The 21,168-nt window shown below is 61.9% G+C and carries 20 protein-coding genes; 6 read left to right on the forward strand and 14 right to left on the reverse strand.

The genetic code is table 11. The annotated features are described in order from the left end of the window. Window positions 1-34: 34 nt before the first annotated feature. The 9 genes from recO to rpoZ all read right to left on the reverse strand — a co-directional run bounded on the left by recO (window position 35) and on the right by rpoZ (window position 7,825). Window positions 35-796 carry a DNA repair protein RecO gene (recO, locus tag ABID37_RS03960; protein WP_354192772.1) on the reverse strand — a complete coding sequence of 254 codons (762 nt, stop codon included), beginning with the start codon at window positions 794-796 and terminating at the stop codon, window positions 35-37. Window positions 797-844: 48 nt separating this feature from the next. Then, on the reverse strand, window positions 845-1,456 hold the full coding sequence (locus ABID37_RS03965) for a carboxymuconolactone decarboxylase family protein (RefSeq protein ID WP_354192773.1): 612 nt from the start codon (window positions 1,454-1,456) through the stop codon (window positions 845-847). A gap of 90 nt (window positions 1,457-1,546) precedes the next feature. Beyond that, complete coding sequence (era, locus tag ABID37_RS03970) at window positions 1,547-2,461, reverse strand: GTPase Era (protein WP_354192774.1); 915 nt, start codon at window positions 2,459-2,461, stop codon at window positions 1,547-1,549. Beyond that, window positions 2,458-3,183: a ribonuclease III gene (gene rnc / locus ABID37_RS03975; protein ID WP_354192775.1), complete on the reverse strand. Its 726-nt coding sequence runs from the start codon at window positions 3,181-3,183 to the stop codon at window positions 2,458-2,460. Before rnc ends, era begins: the two co-directional genes overlap by 4 nt. 4 nt (window positions 3,184-3,187) lie before the next feature. Continuing rightward, a complete protein-coding gene (gene lepB / locus ABID37_RS03980) occupies window positions 3,188-3,937 on the reverse strand; it encodes a signal peptidase I (protein ID WP_354193052.1) in 750 nt (249 codons plus the stop codon). 129 nt (window positions 3,938-4,066) lie between these two features. Continuing rightward, a complete protein-coding gene (gene acpS, locus ABID37_RS03985; RefSeq protein WP_354192776.1) occupies window positions 4,067-4,477 on the reverse strand; it encodes a holo-ACP synthase in 411 nt (136 codons plus the stop codon). A gap of 7 nt (window positions 4,478-4,484) precedes the next feature. After that, complete coding sequence (gene pyrE, locus ABID37_RS03990) at window positions 4,485-5,063, reverse strand: orotate phosphoribosyltransferase (RefSeq protein WP_354192778.1); 579 nt, start codon at window positions 5,061-5,063, stop codon at window positions 4,485-4,487. 35 nt (window positions 5,064-5,098) lie between these two features. Continuing rightward, on the reverse strand, window positions 5,099-7,324 hold the full coding sequence (locus ABID37_RS03995) for a RelA/SpoT family protein (protein ID WP_354192779.1): 2,226 nt from the start codon (window positions 7,322-7,324) through the stop codon (window positions 5,099-5,101). Between the two features lie 108 nt (window positions 7,325-7,432). Further along, the gene (rpoZ, locus tag ABID37_RS04000) at window positions 7,433-7,825 is read right to left on the reverse strand and encodes a DNA-directed RNA polymerase subunit omega (protein WP_354192780.1); all 393 of its coding nucleotides are present in this window, start codon (window positions 7,823-7,825) and stop codon (window positions 7,433-7,435) included. A 310-nt stretch (window positions 7,826-8,135) separates the two neighbouring features. On the opposite strand from rpoZ, the gene ABID37_RS04005 reads away from it, so the two are divergent. Further along, on the forward strand, window positions 8,136-8,717 hold the full coding sequence (locus tag ABID37_RS04005) for a LabA-like NYN domain-containing protein (protein ID WP_354192781.1): 582 nt from the start codon (window positions 8,136-8,138) through the stop codon (window positions 8,715-8,717). A gap of 11 nt (window positions 8,718-8,728) precedes the next feature. Continuing rightward, window positions 8,729-9,382 carry a uracil-DNA glycosylase gene (locus ABID37_RS04010; RefSeq protein ID WP_354192782.1) on the forward strand — a complete coding sequence of 218 codons (654 nt, stop codon included), beginning with the start codon at window positions 8,729-8,731 and terminating at the stop codon, window positions 9,380-9,382. A gap of 171 nt (window positions 9,383-9,553) precedes the next feature. Here ABID37_RS04010 and smpB read toward each other — a convergent pair whose 3' ends face one another. Both smpB and dapA read right to left on the reverse strand, forming a co-directional pair. Next, window positions 9,554-10,033, reverse strand: coding sequence for an SsrA-binding protein SmpB (smpB, locus tag ABID37_RS04015; RefSeq protein WP_354192783.1), 480 nt, complete (start codon window positions 10,031-10,033; stop codon window positions 9,554-9,556). A gap of 25 nt (window positions 10,034-10,058) precedes the next feature. Then, window positions 10,059-10,940 carry a 4-hydroxy-tetrahydrodipicolinate synthase gene (gene dapA / locus ABID37_RS04020; RefSeq protein WP_354192784.1) on the reverse strand — a complete coding sequence of 294 codons (882 nt, stop codon included), beginning with the start codon at window positions 10,938-10,940 and terminating at the stop codon, window positions 10,059-10,061. 253 nt (window positions 10,941-11,193) lie between these two features. Here dapA and ABID37_RS04025 point away from each other — a divergent pair, with 253 nt between their 5' ends. Next, a complete protein-coding gene (locus ABID37_RS04025; RefSeq protein ID WP_435521530.1) occupies window positions 11,194-12,186 on the forward strand; it encodes a diaminopimelate dehydrogenase in 993 nt (330 codons plus the stop codon). Window positions 12,187-12,296: 110 nt separating this feature from the next. Then, complete coding sequence (locus ABID37_RS04030) at window positions 12,297-12,740, forward strand: SRPBCC family protein (RefSeq protein ID WP_354192785.1); 444 nt, start codon at window positions 12,297-12,299, stop codon at window positions 12,738-12,740. Between the two features lie 130 nt (window positions 12,741-12,870). On the opposite strand, the gene ABID37_RS04035 is transcribed toward ABID37_RS04030, so the two are convergent. Then, window positions 12,871-13,227, reverse strand: coding sequence for a hypothetical protein (locus ABID37_RS04035; RefSeq protein ID WP_354192786.1), 357 nt, complete (start codon window positions 13,225-13,227; stop codon window positions 12,871-12,873). 285 nt (window positions 13,228-13,512) lie between these two features. On the opposite strand from ABID37_RS04035, the gene ABID37_RS04040 reads away from it, so the two are divergent. Continuing rightward, complete coding sequence (locus ABID37_RS04040) at window positions 13,513-13,950, forward strand: CBS domain-containing protein (protein WP_354192787.1); 438 nt, start codon at window positions 13,513-13,515, stop codon at window positions 13,948-13,950. A 150-nt stretch (window positions 13,951-14,100) separates the two neighbouring features. Here ABID37_RS04040 and ABID37_RS04045 read toward each other — a convergent pair whose 3' ends face one another. Then, the gene (locus ABID37_RS04045; RefSeq protein ID WP_354192788.1) at window positions 14,101-14,286 is read right to left on the reverse strand and encodes a hypothetical protein; all 186 of its coding nucleotides are present in this window, start codon (window positions 14,284-14,286) and stop codon (window positions 14,101-14,103) included. A gap of 222 nt (window positions 14,287-14,508) precedes the next feature. On the opposite strand from ABID37_RS04045, the gene ABID37_RS04050 reads away from it, so the two are divergent. Then, the gene (locus ABID37_RS04050; RefSeq protein ID WP_354192789.1) at window positions 14,509-15,471 is read left to right on the forward strand and encodes a Dyp-type peroxidase; all 963 of its coding nucleotides are present in this window, start codon (window positions 14,509-14,511) and stop codon (window positions 15,469-15,471) included. A gap of 216 nt (window positions 15,472-15,687) precedes the next feature. Here ABID37_RS04050 and ABID37_RS04055 read toward each other — a convergent pair whose 3' ends face one another. Further along, on the reverse strand, window positions 15,688-21,159 hold the full coding sequence (locus ABID37_RS04055; RefSeq protein ID WP_354192790.1) for a sacsin N-terminal ATP-binding-like domain-containing protein: 5,472 nt from the start codon (window positions 21,157-21,159) through the stop codon (window positions 15,688-15,690). Window positions 21,160-21,168 lie beyond the last annotated feature (9 nt).

The following is a 21,168-nucleotide window of genomic DNA, read 5'->3' on the forward strand; positions in this document are numbered from 1 at the left end:
GATTGGCGGCTACAGGCGACGGGCCGTGTAACCTTCATGCGGCTGTGCCACCCTCCAGCGCCTGCCCGGCGGCGAAATGCCGGCGCAGCGCCAGCAGGAAGCCTGCGCGCGCATCGGGGGGCTCGATTCCACGCGGCTCATAGACATGGCGGTTGAGGAAATAAAACGAAAGGCGAAAAGCGTCTTCGAGCGCCGGCGCATCGGCGCGGCAGCCGGCGCCCCGCTCCAGAAAGGCCGGCAGGGCCAGCATCCTGTCCCGCCACGGCTCGCCCGCCATCCGCGATACGGCCCGCCCGGATTTCGGCGAGACATAGACGAGGTCGGTGCGCTGGCCGGTGGCGGCGCATTCGCCGAGGTCGAGACCGAAACCCAGTTCCTCCAGCACCATCAGCTCGAAGCGCGCCACCAGTTCGCCGGCGGCGGCGGGATCGTCCAGGTGCTCCAGCATCACCAAAAGCGTCCCGTAGAGCCCGGCATGGGCATCCCGTTCCGGCAGCAGGCGCAGATGCGCGGCCAGAAGCTGGAGCCCGTAGACGGCAACCGCGCTGTCCATCAGCCGCGCCGCATTCATCTCCAGCGCCTCGGCCTGGAAGGTGCCCAGATGCTCGTCGAGGCGCGCGCGCCAGATCAGGTCGACCCGGTTGCCGGCCTGAAGCACCGGCTGGAGCTTGCGCGAGCGGCCGCCGCGCACAAGGCCGAGATGCCGGCCATGGGTGCGCGTCATCACCTCGAGGATGGCGCTGGTTTCGCCATGCCTGCGGGTTCCAAGAATGATTCCCTCGTCTCGCCACTCCATGGCGCGACCTTGTCACCGCTTCCGTGCCGAAATCAAGCGCAACCGGCCTCAGGCGGATTGGGACAGGTCGTAGCCCGCATCGATGTCGCGGCCGACGATCAGCGCCTTCTTCAGCTTCGGATCGATCTCGTGATAGGCGCCGTCCGGCTGCACGCCGAGGGCGTCCAGCGTCTTGCTGAAGAAGCAGCGCACCGCCGCCGCGGCGACGATGTCGAAGATCTCGCCCTCGGAAAGGCCATGACGGCGCAGGCCGTCGATGTCGTCCGCATCGACCGAGGTGGCATCGCGCACCACCTTGGCGGCGAAGCGCATGATGGCGCGGTCCGCCTCGTTGAGCGGCGAGGCATCGCTGTCCTCGATGATGGCCTGAAGCTCGGCCGGGGTGAAATGGCCGTGCAGCAGCACGTTGCCATGGGCTAGCATGCAGTAGGAGCTGCGCAGTTCCCTGGCCGCCGCCAGCGTCACCAGTTCATAGCGGCGCAGATCCATGCCCTTCTTGATGCTGGCAAGCAGGCCGTTCCATGCCTCCATGACCTCCGGGCGATGGCTGAAGGCCTTCACCATATTGGGCAGGTATCCATAACCTGCCTGCGCCTTGGCGAACATCTGCGCCGTTCTGGACGCAGGATCGTTGTCGGTCACGGTACTGATGTAGGACATCGCGCGTCTCCCGAGCTGAGGGCCAAGTGTAGCGCAAATGCGCCGGCCGCGAAATCGCGGAGATCGCGAATCCTGTCCTGCGAGCCGCAATCAGGTCGGGAAATCGAGCCCCATTTCGCGGTAGCGCTCGGGGTCGTCACCCCAGTTCTCGCGCACCTTCACGAACAGGAAGAGATGCACCTTCTGTTCGAGGATAGCGCCGATTTCCTTGCGCGAAGCCTCGCCGATGGCGCGGATGGTTTCGCCCTTGTGACCGAGCACGATCTTCTTCTGGCTGTCGCGCTCGACATAGATGACCTGCTCGATGCGCACCGAGCCGTCCTTCTTCTCCTCCCACTTCTCGGTCTCGACATGGGAGGAATAGGGAAGCTCCTGATGCAGGCGCAGATAGAGCTTTTCGCGGGTGATCTCGGCGGCGAGCTGGCGCATCGGCAGGTCCGAAATCTGGTCCTCGGGATAATACCAGGGGCCGGCAGGCAGCATCTGCGCCAGATAGTCGAGCAGGTCCTCGCAGCCGGAGCCGGTGAGCGCGGAAACCATGAAGGTGCGCTCGAAGGCGACGCGTTCGTTGGCGGCGGAAGCCAAGGCCAGCAGATTCTCGCGCTTGACGCGATCGACCTTGTTGAGCACCAGCACCTTGGGCTGGCGCACATCGGCGAGCCGTTCGAGGATGGTGTCGGCGTCGCCCTTGATGCCGCGCTCGGCGTCGATCAGCACCAGCACGATATCGGCATCCCTGGCCCCGCCCCAGGCGGTGGTGACCATGGCCGTATCCAGCCGCCGGCGCGGCTTGAAGATGCCCGGCGTGTCGACGAACACGATCTGCGTCTGGCCATGGGTGGCGATGCCGCGCACCAGCGCGCGCGTCGTCTGCACCTTGTGGGTGACGATGGAAACCTTGGTTCCCACGAGCTGGTTGACCAGCGTGGACTTGCCGGCATTGGGCGCGCCGATCAGCGCCACGAAGCCGGAACGGGTGGCAGGCGTGGTTTCAGCTTCGCTCATGGCGCATTCCCTTCCTCGGCCCATACGCCTTCGCGCACCAGCATGGCGGTGGCGGCAGCCTGTTCGGCCTCGCGCTTGGAGCGCCCCCTGCCCTGCGCGGCGGCCAGCGCGCCCACCTGGACGCTGACGGTGAACACCGGATCATGATCCGGTCCCTCGCGCCCGTCCACCTTGTAGGCGGGCGTGGCGGCAGCCGCCTGATGCGCCCATTCCTGCAATTCGGTCTTGGGATCGCGCTTCGCCTTGGCCATGGCTTGCGAACGCGGCAGCCAGTAGCGGTGGATAAAGGCGCGCGCCGCCTCCAGCCCGCCGTCGAGATAGAGCACGGCGATCAGCGATTCCAGCGCGTCGGCGCGCAGGTTGACGCGTTTGCGGGCGGCAAGGTTGCGCACGTCGGAACCGGCGCGGATCAGGTCCGCCAGCCCGATCTCCTCGGCGATCCCGGACAGCGCCTCGGCATTGACCAGCGCGTTCAGGCGCAGCGAAAGCTCGCCTTCCACCGCATCGGGATAGGCGGCAAGCAGCATGTCGGCCACTACGAGCCCCAGCACCCGGTCGCCAAGGAACTCGAAGCGCTCGTAGTCGAGGCCGGCCTGGGCGCTGCGCGCACTGGCATGGGTCAGCGCGCGCTGCAAGCGCTGCTTGTCGCGGAACTCATGCCCCGTGCGCTCCCGCAACGCCTCGGCAAGCTGCTCGGCGGTCAATCGCTTTGGCGCGACCATGGGCCTAACGAATGAAGTCGAACAGACGGCCGAAGCGCACGTCGCTCGGCCATTTCCAGACCTCCAGAGGGCTGGCGCCGCCGGCAATGGAGAAGAAGATGATGTTGGCGCGGCCGACCAGATTGTCATAGGGCACGAAACCGACGCTGAAGCGGCTGTCGGCCGAATTGTCGCGGTTGTCGCCCATCATGAAATAATGGCCTTCCGGCACGATGAACTCGCGCGTGTCGTCGCCGATGCCGTTCGGGGTCAGGTCGAGCGTATCGTAGCTGACGCCGTTGGGCAGCGTCTCGCGATAGACATCGACGGGACGCGCCACCTCGGTGATGTCGGGATTGTCGATCTGGCCGATCTTTTCGCGCGGGATCGCCACATCGTTGATGAAGAGCTGGCCGCCGCGCATCTGTATCTTGTCGCCGGGCAGGCCCACGACGCGCTTGATGTAGTCGATGGACGGGTTCGGCGGGAACTTGAACACCACGACGTCGCCGCGTTCCGGCTCGCCGCCCCAGATGCGGCCCGAGAACAGGTTGGGCGAGAACGGCAGCGAATAGCGCGAGTAGCCATAAGCCCATTTGGTGACGAACAGATAGTCGCCTTCCAGAAGCGTCGGCCGCATGGACCCGGAGGGAATCGAAAAGGGCTGGAACAGCAGGGTCCGGATGACGAGAGCCAGAAGAAGCGCCTGGACGATGACACTGAAGGTTTCCCCAAGTCCGCCTGATTTCTTCCGGGATTTGTCGGCCACGCTCATGTCGTCCTCATTCATGCGTTGGTTCTATAAGGGCTGAACGCGCCGGGAGCAACGCCCGGAAACACCACAGACCGGCGGTGAGGCACGATCAATGTGGCGTTATGGCGGCGAAATTCCTGCGTCGCCGCCTCACGGCTCCTGCCTCACGGCCAGCGCCTCGATGATGACGAAGGCCTGGGCCAGCGGAAAATCGTCGGTGATGGTGAGATGGATCGCGGCCTCATGGCCGGGCGGCAGCATCTTCGCCAGCCGCGCGGCCGCCCCGCCGGTCAGCGCCATGGTCGGCTTGCCGCCGGGCAGGTTCACCACGCCCATGTCGCGCCAGAACACCCCGTAGGAAATGCCGGTGCCGAGCGCCTTGGCGCAGGCTTCCTTGGCGGCGAAGCGCTTGGCATAGGAGGCTGCCCGCTCGCGCCGGGCCTCGGAGCGCGCGCGCTCGATATCGGTATAGACACGGCTGATGAAGCGCTCCCCGAAGCGCTCCAGCGACTTTTCCACGCGGCGGATGTCGATCAGGTCGCTGCCGATACCGATAATCATGGCAAGTTCAGATGTTGCGGCTGCCGGGCTTCACCGCGGGGATCGCGGCAAGCTCGGGCGGCAGCGCGTCCGCCGGATAGGCCGGCACCTCATATTCGGCCAGCGCGATCAGCGGCACGCCGACATCGGTCTTGCCGGCCGAACGGTCGATGATGCAGGCGGCGGCCACGACCTCGGCCCCAAGGTCGCGCAGGCAGGCGATCGTTTCGCGGATCGACAGGCCGGTGGTGACGATGTCCTCCACGATGACGACGCGCGCGCCCTTCTCCAGCTCGAAGCGGCGCAGCCTGAACACGCCCTGCTCGCGCTCCACCCAGACCGCCGGCACGCCGAGATGGCGCGAGGTCTCGTAGGCGGGAATGAGCCCGCCGATGGCCGGGCCCACGACATAGTCGATCGGGCCGTCCACCTCGGCGCGGATCTTCGCTGCCAGCGCCCTGCACAGCTTCTCTGTCTTGTCGGCATGCATGAAGACACGCGCCTTCTGCAGGAAAACCGGGCTCCGGAGGCCGGAGGTGAGAATGAAATGCCCCTCCAGCACGGCGCCGGCGGAGCGGAAGACATCGAGCACTTCGGCAGTATTCATCGTTTCGCAAATTCCATTTCGACAGACGGCTGAAGTCAGCCGTTGACCCGCCGTGCGGTGCTCACGGAGGGATGTTCCTTGAGCTGCGACAGCAGCCGGTTCAGATGCTTCACGTCCCACACTTCGATGTCGATGAGCATTTCCGTGAAGTCGGGCGCGGTGCGCACCATCGACAGGGTATGGATGTTGGCGTCGTTGGATGCAACCACCTGTGCGATATCGGCCAGCGAACCGGGCGCATTGATGGCCGTCACCGAGATGCGGGCGGGGAAGCGCTCGCGGTTGTTCTCGTCGATGTCCCAGCGCACGTCGATCCAGCGTTCGGGCTGATCGTCGAAGGCGGTCAGCGACGGCGACTGGATCGGATAGATGGTGATGCCGGAGCCGGGCTGGACGATGCCGACGATGCGGTCGCCCGGCACCGCCCCTTCCGGCGCGAAGGTCACCGGCAGGTCACCACGCACGCCGCGAATGGGCAGGGCGCCGTCCTTCGGCTGGCTCTTGCCCTTGCGCGACGAGCGGCCCGGAAGCTGGAACAGCATGCCGGCCGCATTGCGGATACGCGACCAGCCTTCCTCGCGCTGCTTCGGCACCGGCGCGGTGACGCGCTCGTCCTTGTAGTCGGGGAACACGGCCTTGATGACGTCTGCCGACGACAGTTCGCCGCGCCCGACCGCCGCCAGCACGTCCTCGACATCCTTGCGCGCCAGCCGCGGCAGCACGGGCTTGAGGCTGTCCTTGGAGAAGGGCTTGCCGGTTCGCTCGAAGGCACGTTCGAGGATGCGCATGCCGAGGCCGGAATATTGCTTGCGAATGGCGTTCTTGGTCGCCCGGCGGATGGCGGAACGGGCCTTGCCGGTGACGACGATCGATTCCCACGCCGCCGGCGGCACCTGCGCCTTGGAGCGGATGATCTCGACCTCGTCGCCATTCTTCAGCTCGGTCATCAGCGGCATGATGCGGCCGTTGACCTTGGCGCCGACGCAACTGTCGCCGACATCGGTGTGCACGGCATAGGCGAAATCGATGGGCGTTGCGCCGCGCGGCAGGGCGATCACCATGCCCTTGGGCGTGAAGCAGAACACCTGGTCCTGGAACAGCTCCAGCTTGGTGTTCTCCAGAAAGTCTTCCGGATTGTCGCCCTCGGAAAGCTGCTCGATGGTGCGCCGCAGCCAGGCATAGGCGCTGGTCTCGTTGGAAAGATCGCGCCCGCCGCCGTTCTTGGAAACGCCGTCCTTGTAGATGGAATGCGCGGCGACGCCGTATTCGGCCACCTCGTTCATCTCGCGGGTGCGGATCTGCAATTCGACACGCTGGCGCGAGGGGCCGACGATGGTGGTGTGAATCGACTGGTAGCCGTTCTGCTTCGGGGTCGAGATGTAGTCCTTGAACCGGCCGGGCACCATGGACCAGGTGGTGTGGATGGCGCCGAGCGCCTGGTAGCAACCCTCCACGGTATCGACCACGACGCGGAAGCCGAAGATGTCGGAAAGCTGCTCGAAGGACAGCGCCTTGGTCTCCATCTTGCGGAACACTGACCAGGGCTTCTTCTGGCGGCTGGTGACCTCGGCGTGGATCTCGTATTTCACGAACAGCGCCGACAGCGCCTTCTCGATGTCGTTGAGTACATCCCTGGCACGCTCGGAGATTTCGGCCAGCCGCTGCGTCACCATGCGGTGCGCTTCGGGGTTGATGTAGCGGAAGGCCAGTTCCTCGAGCTCCTCGCGCATGCCCTGCATGCCCATGCGCCCGGCCAGCGGCGCATAGATTTCCATCGTCTCCTCGGCGATGCGCAGCCGCTTGTCCTCGCGCATATGGCCGAGGGTGCGCATGTTGTGCAGCCGGTCCGCCAGCTTGACCAGCAGGACGCGCACATCCTCGGAGATGGCGAGCAGCAGCTTGCGCAGGTTTTCGGCCTGCTCCGCCTTCTTGGACACCAGGTCGAGCTTCTTGAGCTTGGTCAGCCCCTCCACCAGCCTGCCCATTTCCGAGCCGAACAGTTCGTCGATCTCGGCGCGCGTGGCGGTGGTGTCCTCGATGGTGTCGTGCAGCAGCGCTACGGCGATGGTCGCCTCGTCGAGCCGCATGTCGGTGAGGATGGCCGCGACTTCGAGCGGATGCGAGAAATAGGGATCGCCCGAAGCCCGCTTCTGGTGGCCATGCTTCTGCATGGCATAGACATAGGCCTTGTTGAGCAGCGCCTCGTTGACGTCCGGCTTGTAGCGCTGGACGCGCTCGACAAGCTCATACTGACGCATCATGGGCGGGCTCTCGCAGCAGAAAACAAAACATGCGCCACTGCTTAGCGGCGCATGTCATAGATAACTGCGATTGAGTTCCGGCGGAAGAGCCGGAACTTCCCTTAAAGGTCAGAAATCGTCGCTTTTTTCCGGCGGCACGAGGCCTTCGATGCCGGCCAGAAGGTCCTCTTCCGACATGCGGTCGAACGTGATGTTCTCTTCCGGCTCGTCGACGTCGTCGGCGGCAGCGGCGCCCGGCTGGGCGGCGATGGCCTCGGCTTCCGGCTCATCGACCTCGACATGCTTCTGCAGCGAGTGGATCAGATCTTCCTTGAGATCGCCCGGCGACAGGGTCTCGTCGGCGATCTCGCGCAGCGCCACGACCGGGTTCTTGTCGTTGTCGCGCGGCACGGTGATCTGGGCGCCCTGGCTGATCAGGCGGGCGCGATGGCCGGCCAAAAGGACCAGCTCGAAGCGGTTCTCGACCTTGTCGATGCAATCTTCAACGGTGACGCGGGCCATTGGATGCCCCTTTCATGCGAAGGATTTGATGGAAAACAGACGCGCTCCATAACCCGGATGCCGGAAAAACACAAGCGACAGGCTTCGCCTCCCATCGCAACCCCCAAGCGGAAAATGAAATCCGGTTTCCGGGAGAATCCGCGGCATGATCGGCCCGACAAAATATGCAAAGGCGGGATTGGCCTGCCACGAAGCTGACGCTATTTGGGGGAATAGCTCGATTTCGGCGGGAGGGGTCCGGTCATTTCCAGGCCACGTACCGTCGCAGGTTATTTCACTGCCACGTTATACTTGCCAAGGGATATTTCCGATGTTCGACCCCCGGGAGAAGATTGCTCTCTTCATCGACGGTGCCAATCTTTATGCCACCTCGCGCTCACTCGGCTTCGACATAGACTATCGCAAGCTGCTCGCCAGCTTCCAGAAGCGCGGTTATCTTCTGCGCGCCTACTATTACACGGCGCTGGTCGAGGATCAGGAATACTCCTCCATCCGCCCGCTGATCGACTGGCTGGACTACAACGGCTACAAGGTGGTGACCAAGCCGGCCAAGGAGTTCACCGACGCGACGGGGCGCCGCAAGATCAAGGGCAACATGGACATCGAACTCACCGTCGATGCCCTCGAACTGGCCGATGTCGTCGACCACTATGTGATCTTTTCCGGCGACGGCGATTTCCGCACTCTTGTGGAGGCGCTGCAACGGCGCGGCCGCAAGGTCTCCATCGTCTCGACCATGGCCTCGCAGCCCTCCATGATCTCCGACGAACTGCGCCGCCAGGCCGATCATTTCATCGACCTCATGACGCTGAAGAACGAGGTCGGGCGCGAGCAGGCCGCGCGGCGCCCGGAACCTGCCCATAGCGGGGAGGACGAGGAGGACGACGACTGAGGGGGACGACGATGCTGCTGGCTCCGACCGATCCGGACCGTAACTGTCCCCTCTGCCCCCGGCTTCACGATTTCATCGCCGAATGGCGGGCGAAGGAGCCCGGCTGGTTCAACGCGCCCGTTCCGCCGTTCCTGCCGCCGCAGGGGCGCGAGGCGGTGCGCCTGCTCATCGTCGGGCTGGCGCCCGGCCTGCGCGGGGCCAACCGCACCGGCCGGCCCTTCACCGGCGACTATGCCGGCGACCTGCTCTATTCGACGCTGACCCGTTTCAATCTGGCGCGCGGGCGCTTCGAGGCCCGCCCGGACGACAGCCTCGAACTGATCGACACGGCCATCGTCAATGCGGTGCGTTGCGTGCCGCCGCAGAACAAGCCGACCGGCGTGGAAATTACGACCTGCCGGTCCTTCCTCATCCCGACCATCGAAAGCTTCCCGAACCTCACCGCCGTGCTGGCGCTGGGCGCCATCGCCCACCAGTCCATGGTGCGGACGCTGGGCGGGCGGGTGGCGGCGCATCCGTTCAAGCATGGCGGCCGCCACGACATCGCCGGCCTCACGCTTTTCTCCAGCTATCACTGCTCGCGCTACAACACGAACACGGGCGTGCTGACGGAGGAGATGTTCGTCAGCGTGTTCAGGGAGATAGCGGGGTTTTTAGGGCAGTAGGGCAGTAGGGCAGTAGGGCAGTAGGGCACAGTAGGGCACAGTAGGGCACAGTAGGGCACAGTAGGGCACAGTAGGGCACAGTAGGGAAAAATATCAGGGCTGTCAGACAACGAACAGCGTGATTTTCTAAAAACATACTGCCTTACTGCCCTACTGCCTTACTCCCCTGACCTAACCTCTTTCCTTAAGCAGCCGCCCCTTCTCCCGGTTCCAGTCGCGCTGCTTCTCTGTCTCGCGCTTGTCGTGCAGCTTCTTGCCGCGGGCCACGGCGAGCAGAAGCTTGGCGCGGCCGCGATCGTTGAAATAGATCTTCAGCGGCACCAGCGTCATGCCTTCGCGGTCGACGCCTTGCGCCAGCCGCGCCAGTTCGCGCTTCGAGACCAGCAGCTTGCGGCGGCGGCGCGGCTCATGGTTGAAGCGGTTGGCCTGCAGATATTCCGGCAGATAGGAGTTGATGAGCCACAGCTCGCCGCCTTCCACGGAAGCGTAGGATTCCTGGATGTTGGCCTGGCCGCCGCGCAGCGACTTCACCTCCGTTCCGGTCAGTACCAGCCCGGTCTCGAGCGTGTCGAGAACCTCATAGGAGAAGCGCGCCTTGCGGTTTTCCGCGGCGACCTTGTTGTTGGGATCGGCTTTCCGGTTCTGGCTCATGATGCGCACAGATGGCGCATCGGCCTCAGTTTATCAAGCCGGCGCTTTTCATCGCCGCGTCGATCTTCGCTTCCGTTTCCGGCTCCGCGGTGACCAGCGGGGAGCGGACGACGTTCGCGATCCGGCCAAGCCGCGACAGCGCATATTTGGCTCCGGCGACGCCGGTGTCGGTGAAGATCGCCTTGTGCAGCGGCAAAAGCCGGTCCTGCAATTCCAGCGCGCGGGCGCTGTCGCCCGACAGCGTCGCCTGCTGGAATTCGGCGCACAGGCGCGGCGCGACATTGGCAGTGACGGAAATGCAGCCGACGCCGCCATGGGCGTTGAAGCCGAGCGCCGAGGCATCCTCGCCCGAAAGCTGGATGAAATCCTTGCCGCAGGTGGCGCGCTGCTCCGAAACGCGTTCGACCTTGCCGGTCGCGTCCTTCACGCCGGCGATGTTCCTGAAGTCGTGCGCCAGGCGGCCCATCGTGTCCGGCGTCATGTCGATCACCGAACGCGGCGGAATGTTGTAGATGATGATCGGCAGCGTGGTGGCCTGGGCGACGGCGGCGAAATGCTCGTAAAGGCCGCGCTGGGTGGGCTTGTTGTAATAGGGCGTCACCACCAGCACGGCATCGGCGCCCACGCTTTCGGCGTGCTTGACCAACCCGATCGCTTCCTTGGTGTTGTTGGAACCGGCCCCGGCCACCACCGGAGCCCTGCCCTTCGCCACCTCGACGCAAACCTCGACCACCCGGCGGTGCTCCTCATGCGAGAGCGTGGGCGACTCGCCCGTGGTGCCGACCGGAACCAGCCCGGTGGTGCCTTCCTCGATCTGCCACTCGACCAGGGCGCGAAAGGCTTTCTCGTCGAAACGCCCGTCTTGGTCGAACGGCGTTACGAGCGCGGTGAGCGAGCCTCTCAGCATTATGTCCAACTCCTTGGAGCCCTGTTTGAGCGAAATGCCGGCTTCTAGCGCAAAGCCGGGCGCCGCACCATAGGACAAGTTCAGGAATTTGATGACCGCGCCCGAAATCCGTACCGGGTCTGATCGCCTGTTTCCCCAGGCGGGGACTGCCGTGGGACTTGCCTTGATATGGGCAGGCGATCTGCTATCCCCTCCCCGTCTTTCGGTTCCCCGGTGCTTCGAGGGACCATTCCCCAGCATCAGGAACACGATCATGAACATGACCGAACCCATTCGCGTTGCCATTGCCGGCCATGGAAACCTCGGGCGCGGCGTCGAGGCGGCCATGGGCCACAATCCCGACATGCAGCTCGTCGGCATCTACACGCGCCGTCCGCCCGAACAGCTTCGCCCCCGCCAGCCCGGCACGCCGGTGTTCGCCATGGAAACCCAGCCCGGACATGCCGGCCGGATCGACGTGCTGATCCTGTGTGGCGGTTCCCGGGAAGACCTCCCCCGGCAAGGGCCGGAATATGCAGCCCTCTTCAACACGGTCGACAGTTTCGACACGCATGCCCGCATTCCGGAATATTTTACCGCGGTGGACGCCCCGGCAAAGGCCAATCGCCGCACCGCGCTGATCTCGGCCGGCTGGGACCCCGGCATGTTCTCGATCAACCGCATATTGGGCGAGGCCCTGCTGCCGGACGGCGAAACCTACACCTTCTGGGGCGACGGGCTGAGCCAGGGCCATTCGGACGCCGTGCGCCGCATTCCCGGCGTGGCGGGCGCGGTGCAATATACACGCCCCGTCCCGGCTGCCATGGAGCGGGCCCGCAACGGATCGCGGCCGGCGCTGGCAACCCGCGAAAAGCACCGGCGCGAATGCTTCGTGGTGCTCCAGGACGGCGTCGAACCGGGACCGGTGCGCGAGGCGATCGTCACCATGGAGCACTATTTCGCCGACTACGACACCACCGTGAATTTCATCAGCGCTGAAGAGCTTGCCCGCAATCACGCGGCGATGATGCATGGCGGCTTCGTCATCCGCAGCGGCAAAACCTCGGCGAACACCACGCAGACGATCGAATACAGCCTCAAGCTCGACAGCAATCCGGAGTTCACGGCCAGCGTGCTGGTGGCCTATGCGCGGGCCGTGCATCGCCTGCACGCCATGGGCCAGTTCGGCGCCAAGACGGTGTTCGATGTTCCTCCCGGCCTGCTTTCCCCGAGGAGCGCGGAACAGTTGCGGGCCGGACAATTGTAGCCCGCTCCGCACCGCAGCTGCAAAAAAATCCGGGCCAATTTGTCGGATTGGCGAAACCGTGCTCGTCCTAGGAGCGTTGATCGCCAATCCAATCAGAAGGGACACATGTCATGCCCAGTACCGTCCGCCTGCATCGCGTTCTGGCAACGAGCCCGGAGAAGGTCTACCGCGCCTTCATAGAGGCCGATGCACTCGCGAAATGGCTGCCGCCCAACGGGTTCGCCTGCACCGTGCATCACCTTGAGCCGAAAACCGGAGGCACCTTCCGCATGTCGTTCCGCAACTTCACGACGGACCAAAGCCATGCCTTCGGCGGCGAATATACCGAACTCGTCCCGGGCGAGCGGGTGAGCTACACGGACAAGTTCGACGATCCCAACCTGCCCGGCGAGATGAAGGTGATCGTGACCCTGACGAAGGTCTCGGTCGGCACGGAACTGAACATCGAACAGGCAGGCATCCCCGACCTCATTCCAGCCGAGGCCTGCTATCTCGGCTGGCAGGATTCACTCCGGAACCTGGCAAGGCTAGTGGAGCCGGACATCCAGGAATAGGACAAGAAGCCGAACCGGATAGTCGCGGCCGGCGAGGAAACTTGCCGCCTGCCGAAACCAAGAACCCCGGCCGAAGCCGGGGTCATGGTCTTTAAAGCACGGCGTAACTCGTCGTAGTCGGCCACCAGCTTCAGCTGTTCTTCTTCGTGATCAGCGTCAGCGTGCCATCCGCGCCCATGCTTGTGGCCACGACCTGAGTGGACTTGGCACCCTTTTCATCGAGGGCCGACTTCGCCTCGGGCGAGGCTTCGACCATGCTGTGCAATTGCTGCATGCTCTCGCTGCTGGTTTCTTCCACGATCTTGTTGACCTGCGCCTGCGTCTCCTGTGGCAGTTCGCTCACATCGATGACGTTGACGCGCTGGATGGCCGGAGCCGTCACGGGCGGATTGGCCGGCTGCTGAGAGGGAGATGCCTCCTGCGCGAGGACAGCGCCGGCAGTTCCGAACAAGGTGACGCTGGCGAGGATCATTACTGTTTTGCGCATGGATTTGCCTTTTCCGATTGGCCCCACCGCACGCACGCGCAACTGACATGATCATTGCGACGAGAAACTGCCGCCGATGTGGCCATTTCGTGACGAATTGCCTTCTGGAACGGGCTGTTTGACCGGGGTCGCGAACCTTATGCGGTGCCCAGGACGGCTTTCGCCACGACAGGCCGCGGCCGCCGTCTCTCATTCCGTCAAGATTTGTTGGAACGATTCTCCCCGCCCCTCATTGGCCTCACTCACCCGGGGCAGCGTGGGGTGAGGAACACAGGGAGAAATCCGTTGAGAGTAAGCGAATGCATGACCAGGGACGTCCGGTTTGCCGGCCCCGAGGCAAAGCTCAGGGATGTCGCCCGGGCAATGGCAAGCCTCGATATCGGCCTGCTTCCGGTCGCCGACGACAACAGGCTCGTCGGGATGATCACCGATCGCGATATCGCCGTTCGCGGCGTGGCTTCGGGAATGGGACCGGACACGCCCGTCAAAGATGTCATGTCGACCGACGTCAAATATTGCTTCGAGGACGAGGAGGTTGCCAGCGTCCTGGACAATATGGGCGACATACAGGTGCGGCGGCTGCCGGTGCTCAACCGGGAAAAGCGGCTGGTGGGCATCGTCTCGCTGGGAGACCTCGCCACCAACGGCGACGCCACCAATGCCGGAAGGGCCCTCGGCGGCATATCGAAGCCGGGCGGCGAACATTCGCAGACCGCCCATTGAGTTCCGGCCGTCTGCGCCTGACTGAAACAAAGGCCCGCCCGGCCTCAGCCGGGCGGGTTTCCGTCTCGATCTTCGTTTCGAGGAGCTTTCCTCGGGCCTGTCGAAACAATGCCTCGATTGGTGGAGCACGACCGGCCGATGAGGTGCGGATCACATGGTGCCGGAAGGGGCGGGCGCGACCGTGTCGCTGGGTGCCATGACGCCGGCACCAGGCGGAGGAGGAGCTTCCGTCGCGCCGGGAGGCGGGACCGAACTGGTCGTCTCCGTCTGGCTGCAGGCGGTGACGGCGATCAATGTCAGGCCCAATGCGGCGAGAAGCTGGATCTTGCGGGTCATTCATGGTCCCTTCTTGTTGTCCCCGCCGGGCGCGCATCATGAAGTCCATGACCGTGAGGTCAATGCCACTGCGGTCAAAGCTTCTTTCACTCCGTAACGAGGCCGGACCGGGGAATGCGGCTTTCGGCTGAAGCGGGCGGGTTGGAAATAGCGCGCTTTCCGATATAGAAATGTTTTCGAGCGGACGGCATGTGAGCGCCGCGTCACAACGCCGGAGCGGCCATGGCGGGACATACCTGGGATCGGGTGCCAATCGACGCCCAGAGCATCGAAGCTCCGCTTTCGCGCAGTGCCATCTTCCTGGTCGTCGAAACCATGGACGGCAATGACGCGATTGCCAGCGTCCGCGCGACACTCGGCGGGCTGGACGACCTCATCAAAACCGTTGGCTTTCGCGACCTGGACGGCAAATTGTCCTGCATCGCGGCGATCGGGTCCGCCCTGTGGGACCGGCTCTCTCCTTCCAGCCGGCCGGCTGAACTCAAGCCGTTCTCTCCGATCGATGGCCCTGTTCACAAGGCCCCGTCGACGCCGGGCGACCTGCTGTTCCACATACGGGCCGAGCGCGCCGACCTGTGTTTCGAATTCGCCAGGCTGCTGCTTGACACACTCGGTGACGCGGTGCGGATCGTCGATGAGACCTGGGGCTTCCGTTATTTCGACGCGCGGGATCTTCTTGGTTTTGTCGACGGAACCGCGAACCCGGTGGGACAGGACATTCCGGAATCGGCGCTGGTCGGGGAAGAGGATCGCGAATTCGCCGGGGGAAGCTATGTGGTGACCCAGAAATACCTGCACGACCTGTCCGCATGGAAGGCGATCGGCGCCGACCGACAGGAGAAGATCATCGGCCGCACCAAGGTGGACAACATCGAGCTCGACGATCAGGCAGCAAACCAGAAATCGCACAAGAGCCTGGCCACCATCGTCGACCCGCAGGGCGTGGAGCATGATATCCTGCGGGACAATATGCCGTTCGGCAGCCCGGGGCGGCGTGAGTTCGGAACCTATTTCATAGGCTATACCCGCCGGCTTTGGGTGATCGAAAAGATGCTGCAGCGCATGTTCATCGGTGAACCGAAAGGCGCATACGACCGGCTTCTGGACTTTTCCACAGCCCGGACAGGCACCACCTTCTTCGCCCCCTCGCGGTCGACATTGGCAAAGCTGGCAAACGCGGAGTAGCCTACCCCAGAAGCCTGCGGGCGATCATTATCAGCACCCCTTCGGCCCCTGCTACCCATCGCCGCTTGTGGCCCAACACCCCGCCCAGGATCCGCACGCCCGTTGGAACGCGGCGCCGGCGGCAACATCGGATGACAGAGGGCAATCGACAGCGATGGCGGAGGGGATGGGCCTGATATCCAACCTTCTCCAGGACGAGAAGTGGTGTGCCGCCCCTCATGATTTGCTGCGACGAAAGCCGTATCGAATGCCCTCGCCGCGGAGTTCTAAGACACGCGCCCCGTCTTCAGACATAGGGTTTGGAAGCATTTCGATCATCGCTCGCGCGGGTTCAGAGACGTAGCTGACGTAGGCAATCTTATACTGGACGCCGCTTCGTGGTCGTGCTGCGGCTCGTGCAGCTGCTACCTCAGTTTCGCCCATCTCAAACGACTGAGGATCGTCAAGACTAGCTTTTACTTCGATCTGCCAGATCTGGTTGCGGTAGCTTACCTCGAAATCGTATCCCAACCCGTCTCGACCCTTGCGGCCAGTGATCAGTTCGCCGTTTTCTGAGCGCCACGCCGCATCAATATCTTGATTGGGTAGAATTTTCTTAAGCCAATGGTAGATCGTCACTTCGCCAAGCCGACCGATGAGTTCCGTTTTCTCTTCCGGAACTCGCGGTCTGCGGCCTTTGGGGGAGCGGTCGCCTGCTTCTTTTGGCTTGGATGTCGGGGACCCGTCGGGTTCTGCAAGATCGGTTATTGTTCCGAGCGACCTCCCCAACACTTTTGTCGAAAGAGTCCGACCAAGTTCTTCTGATATCTGAAACAGGTCGGCGCCGATTGGGTCGATAAAACGACCGTTGAAAGGGACGGAGCGCGCTTCTCTCTTCCGCTCCTCATTGGCCTCGCGAGCTCGTACGCTCTCCGTCGACAGGTCTCCCTCAGAGAGTCCCAGCCCCTCGAGATCGAGTGCGAGCGGCATCGCCGTTGGCCAAAGTTCAAGCACACGGAGCCATCTCAACAGCGCATTCTGGTCCAACGGCTGGAAATCTAGGACACCAACGTCGTCGAGGCGCTTGCGAACATGATTACCTTCATCATCCGCAAGCAAAGCGGATGTAGACCCGTCCGGCTCGTTCTTCGCGCACCATGCACGCACGATAGGCGCAGCCTCTAGTATAAATTCTCGAACAAACTTGTGATTGTGCGTGCGTACTTCGGACAGAGGAGAAAGGTTCTTGGCAGCATGACCAAGTGGCGGCGCCTCATGTTCCGCAAGCCATGAGTTCACAAGTGCTGCGAGAGCATGTTGCGGCGGCTCTTCGAACTCCAGCAGCCATTTAGGATCCGGCACCAAGTTTCTAAAGCTCCCCCGGAGTTCGCCATAGGTCTCTGCTGGTTGCATACTTTTCAGACGCATCGCAGTAGTCGTTCGAAGACAATTCGTTATCTCTACCTCCTTCACACGGATGAAGTTTTCGAGGCGCGATCTGTGGGTGTCAGGGTACGCTTCTGGTTCCATTCCGAGCGCTATCAAGCTCGAATTGAAGTCAGCAAAATCGAGCCGGAGCCCCTCGCGGAAATCCTTAGGGCCAAGTGCGGTCCGGGCCACTTCTACGACCTTGTCAGCAGTGATAGCCATTTCATTCAGCAGTTTCGAGAGCGCGAGTTCGAGAGCAAGTGCATCCTTAAGGACATCGGCACCCTCTTCGTCGAATTCTTGAAGTGCTTGTGGTCCTGCCACCAGGTGCAGCACTGCTCTTATCCAGGGTGCCACGCGCTCCAATCCAGCACTTATTGTGGCACGCGCGGCCTCCGCTGCAGTATGAGACAGCTGCAAGACACTCGCGAAACGCTTCAGATCATCGAACGGCGCCGACACCGCTTCTCGAAGGGTTCCTAGGTTCCGGACATGCGCCACCAACAACCTCATGTGTGGCGCGAGAGATCGATAACCTACTGCCTCGGCTATCGCAGGCATGCAGCGATCCAAGACATCCCAGGACCAGTCACCTCCAGCTCCAACCACAACCACCGATTCACCACTTGAAAGCCGGAAGTGGAAAGCGCTTGTGTCTTCGTCAGCAGACACGTCAATGCCGTCGATGTTGAAGCTTAGCTTGCCGGCTTTTTTGGCCAGCAGTCTCTCAAGTCGTGCCAGAACAAGGGTGCGGTCAGACGGAAGACGCTGTGCCTCTGTGCCGTTTAGCGCCTCCATCGCGATCGCCAGCATCGCTCGCAGCTGAGGGCATATAGTTAGGAGAGGCGTTACATCGCTAAGTTCAATATCGCGGCCGTCTGCGAGGAGCGAATATTCTACGTTCGAAAGCCGCCTCACCGCATTACCATAGAGCGCTTCCAACAGCTGGCCTATGCGTTTGGGCTCTCCTTCTTTCAGATCGAAAAATAGCCTTCCACTGGCTTCGAGCAGGCTGACATCCCCCTCACGCTCAGTATCACAAACATAAACGACTTCACCCTCTTCACCGGCCTGCTGAGGCATCGTGACAAGGTGTAGAACTTGCCCTCTTTTCGCCAGGATACGCGATGGAGCTGCCTTCCGATCGAGATCGGTGGCTTCGTTGGCAAGTAGCAACCAACTCCGATTGTATAAATTGATGAGATGGCGTTCAAAAAATCTGTCAAATCCCTCGCCAACATATTGCTGTGCAAGGAACTCCAACTGGGCCGGCAGGACCGCAGGATCATTGAAGATGCGCAGCCCTGCGTGGACTTTGAGATTTTGGATTAGCCGTTCGGATGCCCGTTCCAGTTGACGTCGGATGGAAACGACTGGTCGTCGAAGAAATGGCACAAAGCGTTCGCTGCCACCATCGAACATCCATACCTCGGATGGTCGCACAACGACTGGCTCTGCGCCAGAAGGCCCTGGATCCTCGATTGGAAACCATTTCGCTGAGACTAGAAATGCCATTGCTGGTGACGGCCAATCCCTCCGATCTGCCCATCTGGTAAAGTGGTGGTGAACCTCAACCTCTGACGGAAAATTAGAAGTCTCAGAAAGCCATCTTAGGACAAGCATTGCGTAACAAGCTGCGCACTTCGGCGAAAAGGCATCAACATCCGCTTGGCCCGGGAGCCAAGACAGGTCTCCATTAATCACGTAAGTCGTGCCGGACGGAAGATGAAGAAGCGACGGGTTCAGCGACGCAATCGCTTCGCTCCACTGACTTCCGAATTCTTTTGGGATACCGTAGTTTTCTAAAAAGGAAAAATTTGAAACTTCGTATGCGGGAAAGTTTGTTTTCTTGGCACTTCTGATTTCCGGTTTTAAGCCGGAGGCAACACCAAGCTCCGCCAAAAACTGAACCCAGTCGTCGATCCAACGTCCTCGAAATGCAGGATGGTCAGGCGCAGCCAATCGGCGATGTGCCAATCTTTCAATATCGGGAAGCCCCTGCGGGGCAGTGTCCAAGAATGACTGTAATAGCTCACCCGCAGTTTCTTTTGGCCAGCCGGCAGAGAAGATCGCCTCCCCTGCTGGGATATAATTTCCATCCAATGTTGGCACACTGAAACGATGCTGAGATTGCATCCGAAAGGCACGGCCGTAAGCCCGTGGTTGCCTCCAGAGTTGAAATGCCCATCTCAGGCCGCCTTTAAGTACCTCCTTATTTCGCTCACGCTGGAGAGTTCGGGAGAGGTGCGCCAGGATCGCGTCGCGATCAAATTCCTCGACGAGTCTGTGCTGCTCTAGATAGCTACGCGCAGGGGCCAGCTCTCCGTGCCATGGCAATGTCGGTGAGAGAAACGCGAAACGTCGCGAAAGTTTCTTGGGCGGCTCAACATCTAGGTCATCCTCACCATCGACCCTACGCGGATCGGGCGGCGAAAATACCGCTGTTTGGGGTGTGCGGCGACGGCGAGTTGTCTGGTCGCTAGCAGCTTGACGGGGTTCGCTCGCCATTGCTGCGTGGAGATCACCATCGTCACCCAAGAGTACCGGCGACCCTGCCAAGTGCCTGCCGTCCTTGCCCATGAAAGTGGGGAGTTCAGAATAGTATTGCAGCCACTTGGACTTTGTCGGCTTGCGCTCAGAGCTGATAGTCTTTGCAACGATGCTCACAAGACGCACGCGCTCATCAGCTTTGGGGAGCCCTGGGTAGCTGTGAGCATGTTCCGCAAGGAATCTGTCAAGCTGCTCCAGCCGGTCAGCCAGTTGATCCCATATCGGTCGAAACTTGATGCGGTCCGCAGCTTCCGCGGCGACCTCTGCCGAGAATACCGCGTGTCCTTCCGGCCATCGACGTGCAGATGTTGGTGGTTGCCACGTCAGCAGATGCGCTTCCGTCCTAGGTGCCAGACAAGGCACGAGAGGAGCGTCCTGGAAGTCATCAACACCAAAAAGCACGGTGAGACGGTCGGCCACTTTTGCTGGAAGGTCCTCATCAGTTTCCAGGCTTCCTACCTGAGCCCAGCACAGCAGATCGACAACTGCGGTCGCGCGCTCCTTACTTGTCAGCCACTCGGCTGTCTTGCCTGAAGGAAAATTGACTAAATGGTCAATCGCCTCAGCGGCAAGAGATGCAGCCTCCGTCAGCAAAAGGGCGTTTAGCTCGATGCGGGCGTTCAGATGCTTTCGGTTGGACGAGGGGAAGAAGCTGCCATGAAGATGGCCAGCGAACGGGGCGTTAGCTTGTTCGCCCATTGGCAAAAAGGTGTAAAGCCGTGGTGTCTGGACGACGGCGTCGAGACGAACTGCGACCGCTACTTCTCCATCGCCTGCCCACCTCTCCCAATGCTCGTTCAATTCCTTGCGGGCGATCCCCTTCTCGATGGCGTCCTTCATCTTGGACTCGGCTACAAGCCGCCGCGCCATGAAGAACGTTCCCGCGCCTCCCAAGTCAACGCGCGCAAGTTGCAAGCCTGCCAAGTTGTCAACGTCTTCCGATCGGGTAAAAGCCAATTCGGTCTCTATTTGCCCGGCCTCGGCCACGATGCGAACGGCTAGCGAAGACGCGCGCTCCAGGAAGAGCAACATCGGAACCTTTTGGTCATGCAGATCAATGATTTGCCGCCGTACCGACTCCGTGGCCACTGCATCGCGCAACGGTAACTGAATGACGGTGGAGAAGCCTTCTTCGGCAAAGTCACGAATCGATCGAGTTTGCTCGTCGATCCAGATGGGGATGTGGAATATCGGAAGATCGCGACTAGCGAGTTGAAGATGTCTGCGATTGTCAATCAGCTCCGCATAGTCGTCAGGCCCCGCAAACCTGAAACAGAACCCTGAAAAATGGTTCTCTGACGCTGTCGCTACAGACTGTGAATAGACGGAGGGTGCGTCCGTGATCTGCACCACACTGCGGAAACCGAGGCCCTTATTGCCGATTGACTCGCCCAAGGGCTTCCGCGAAAGCCCAATGTCACAGAGGTCTTTAACATTCTCTTCGGCGAAGGGCCGCCCCTTGTTTGCGACAAAGAGGGTGCCAAACTCGCCTTCTCGCATATCGAGAATGACTTTTATCTGACCATCCCGGGTTCCCACTGGATGGGCGTCGTAGGCATTCTGGATCAGCTCGATGAGAAACCGGTCACGGTAGTCGGAAGCAATATTCGCGGTGAGCCTCGCGTTGCTTTGGTATACCTCGTCAAGATATTCACCCCGTTCATCAATTGTCCCCCTGAAACCGCGGATTTTCCGCGCCGCAAGCGACTTGACGTATTCGATCTCGGCCACGCTGCCTAC

It is taken from the genome of Aquamicrobium terrae, from assembly GCF_040545735.1.
Taxonomy (GTDB): domain Bacteria; phylum Pseudomonadota; class Alphaproteobacteria; order Rhizobiales; family Rhizobiaceae; genus Mesorhizobium; species Mesorhizobium terrae_A.

What these genes read in the sequence shown, in the direction of transcription:
- recO (WP_354192772.1), bottom strand. Translation starts at nt 796, where the DNA reads ATGGAGTGGCGAGACGAGGGAATCATTCTTGGAACCCGCAGGCATGGC.
- ABID37_RS03965 (WP_354192773.1), bottom strand. Translation starts at nt 1,456, where the DNA reads ATGTCCTACATCAGTACCGTGACCGACAACGATCCTGCGTCCAGAACG.
- era (WP_354192774.1), bottom strand. Translation starts at nt 2,461, where the DNA reads ATGAGCGAAGCTGAAACCACGCCTGCCACCCGTTCCGGCTTCGTGGCG.
- rnc (WP_354192775.1), bottom strand. Translation starts at nt 3,183, where the DNA reads ATGGTCGCGCCAAAGCGATTGACCGCCGAGCAGCTTGCCGAGGCGTTG.
- lepB (WP_354193052.1), bottom strand. Translation starts at nt 3,937, where the DNA reads ATGAGCGTGGCCGACAAATCCCGGAAGAAATCAGGCGGACTTGGGGAA.
- acpS (WP_354192776.1), bottom strand. Translation starts at nt 4,477, where the DNA reads ATGATTATCGGTATCGGCAGCGACCTGATCGACATCCGCCGCGTGGAA.
- pyrE (WP_354192778.1), bottom strand. Translation starts at nt 5,063, where the DNA reads ATGAATACTGCCGAAGTGCTCGATGTCTTCCGCTCCGCCGGCGCCGTG.
- ABID37_RS03995 (WP_354192779.1), bottom strand. Translation starts at nt 7,324, where the DNA reads ATGATGCGTCAGTATGAGCTTGTCGAGCGCGTCCAGCGCTACAAGCCG.
- rpoZ (WP_354192780.1), bottom strand. Translation starts at nt 7,825, where the DNA reads ATGGCCCGCGTCACCGTTGAAGATTGCATCGACAAGGTCGAGAACCGC.
- ABID37_RS04005 (WP_354192781.1), top strand. Translation starts at nt 8,136, where the DNA reads ATGTTCGACCCCCGGGAGAAGATTGCTCTCTTCATCGACGGTGCCAAT.
- ABID37_RS04010 (WP_354192782.1), top strand. Translation starts at nt 8,729, where the DNA reads ATGCTGCTGGCTCCGACCGATCCGGACCGTAACTGTCCCCTCTGCCCC.
- smpB (WP_354192783.1), bottom strand. Translation starts at nt 10,033, where the DNA reads ATGAGCCAGAACCGGAAAGCCGATCCCAACAACAAGGTCGCCGCGGAA.
- dapA (WP_354192784.1), bottom strand. Translation starts at nt 10,940, where the DNA reads ATGCTGAGAGGCTCGCTCACCGCGCTCGTAACGCCGTTCGACCAAGAC.
- ABID37_RS04025 (WP_435521530.1), top strand. Translation starts at nt 11,194, where the DNA reads ATGAACATGACCGAACCCATTCGCGTTGCCATTGCCGGCCATGGAAAC.
- ABID37_RS04030 (WP_354192785.1), top strand. Translation starts at nt 12,297, where the DNA reads ATGCCCAGTACCGTCCGCCTGCATCGCGTTCTGGCAACGAGCCCGGAG.
- ABID37_RS04035 (WP_354192786.1), bottom strand. Translation starts at nt 13,227, where the DNA reads ATGCGCAAAACAGTAATGATCCTCGCCAGCGTCACCTTGTTCGGAACT.
- ABID37_RS04045 (WP_354192788.1), bottom strand. Translation starts at nt 14,286, where the DNA reads ATGACCCGCAAGATCCAGCTTCTCGCCGCATTGGGCCTGACATTGATC.
- ABID37_RS04050 (WP_354192789.1), top strand. Translation starts at nt 14,509, where the DNA reads ATGGCGGGACATACCTGGGATCGGGTGCCAATCGACGCCCAGAGCATC.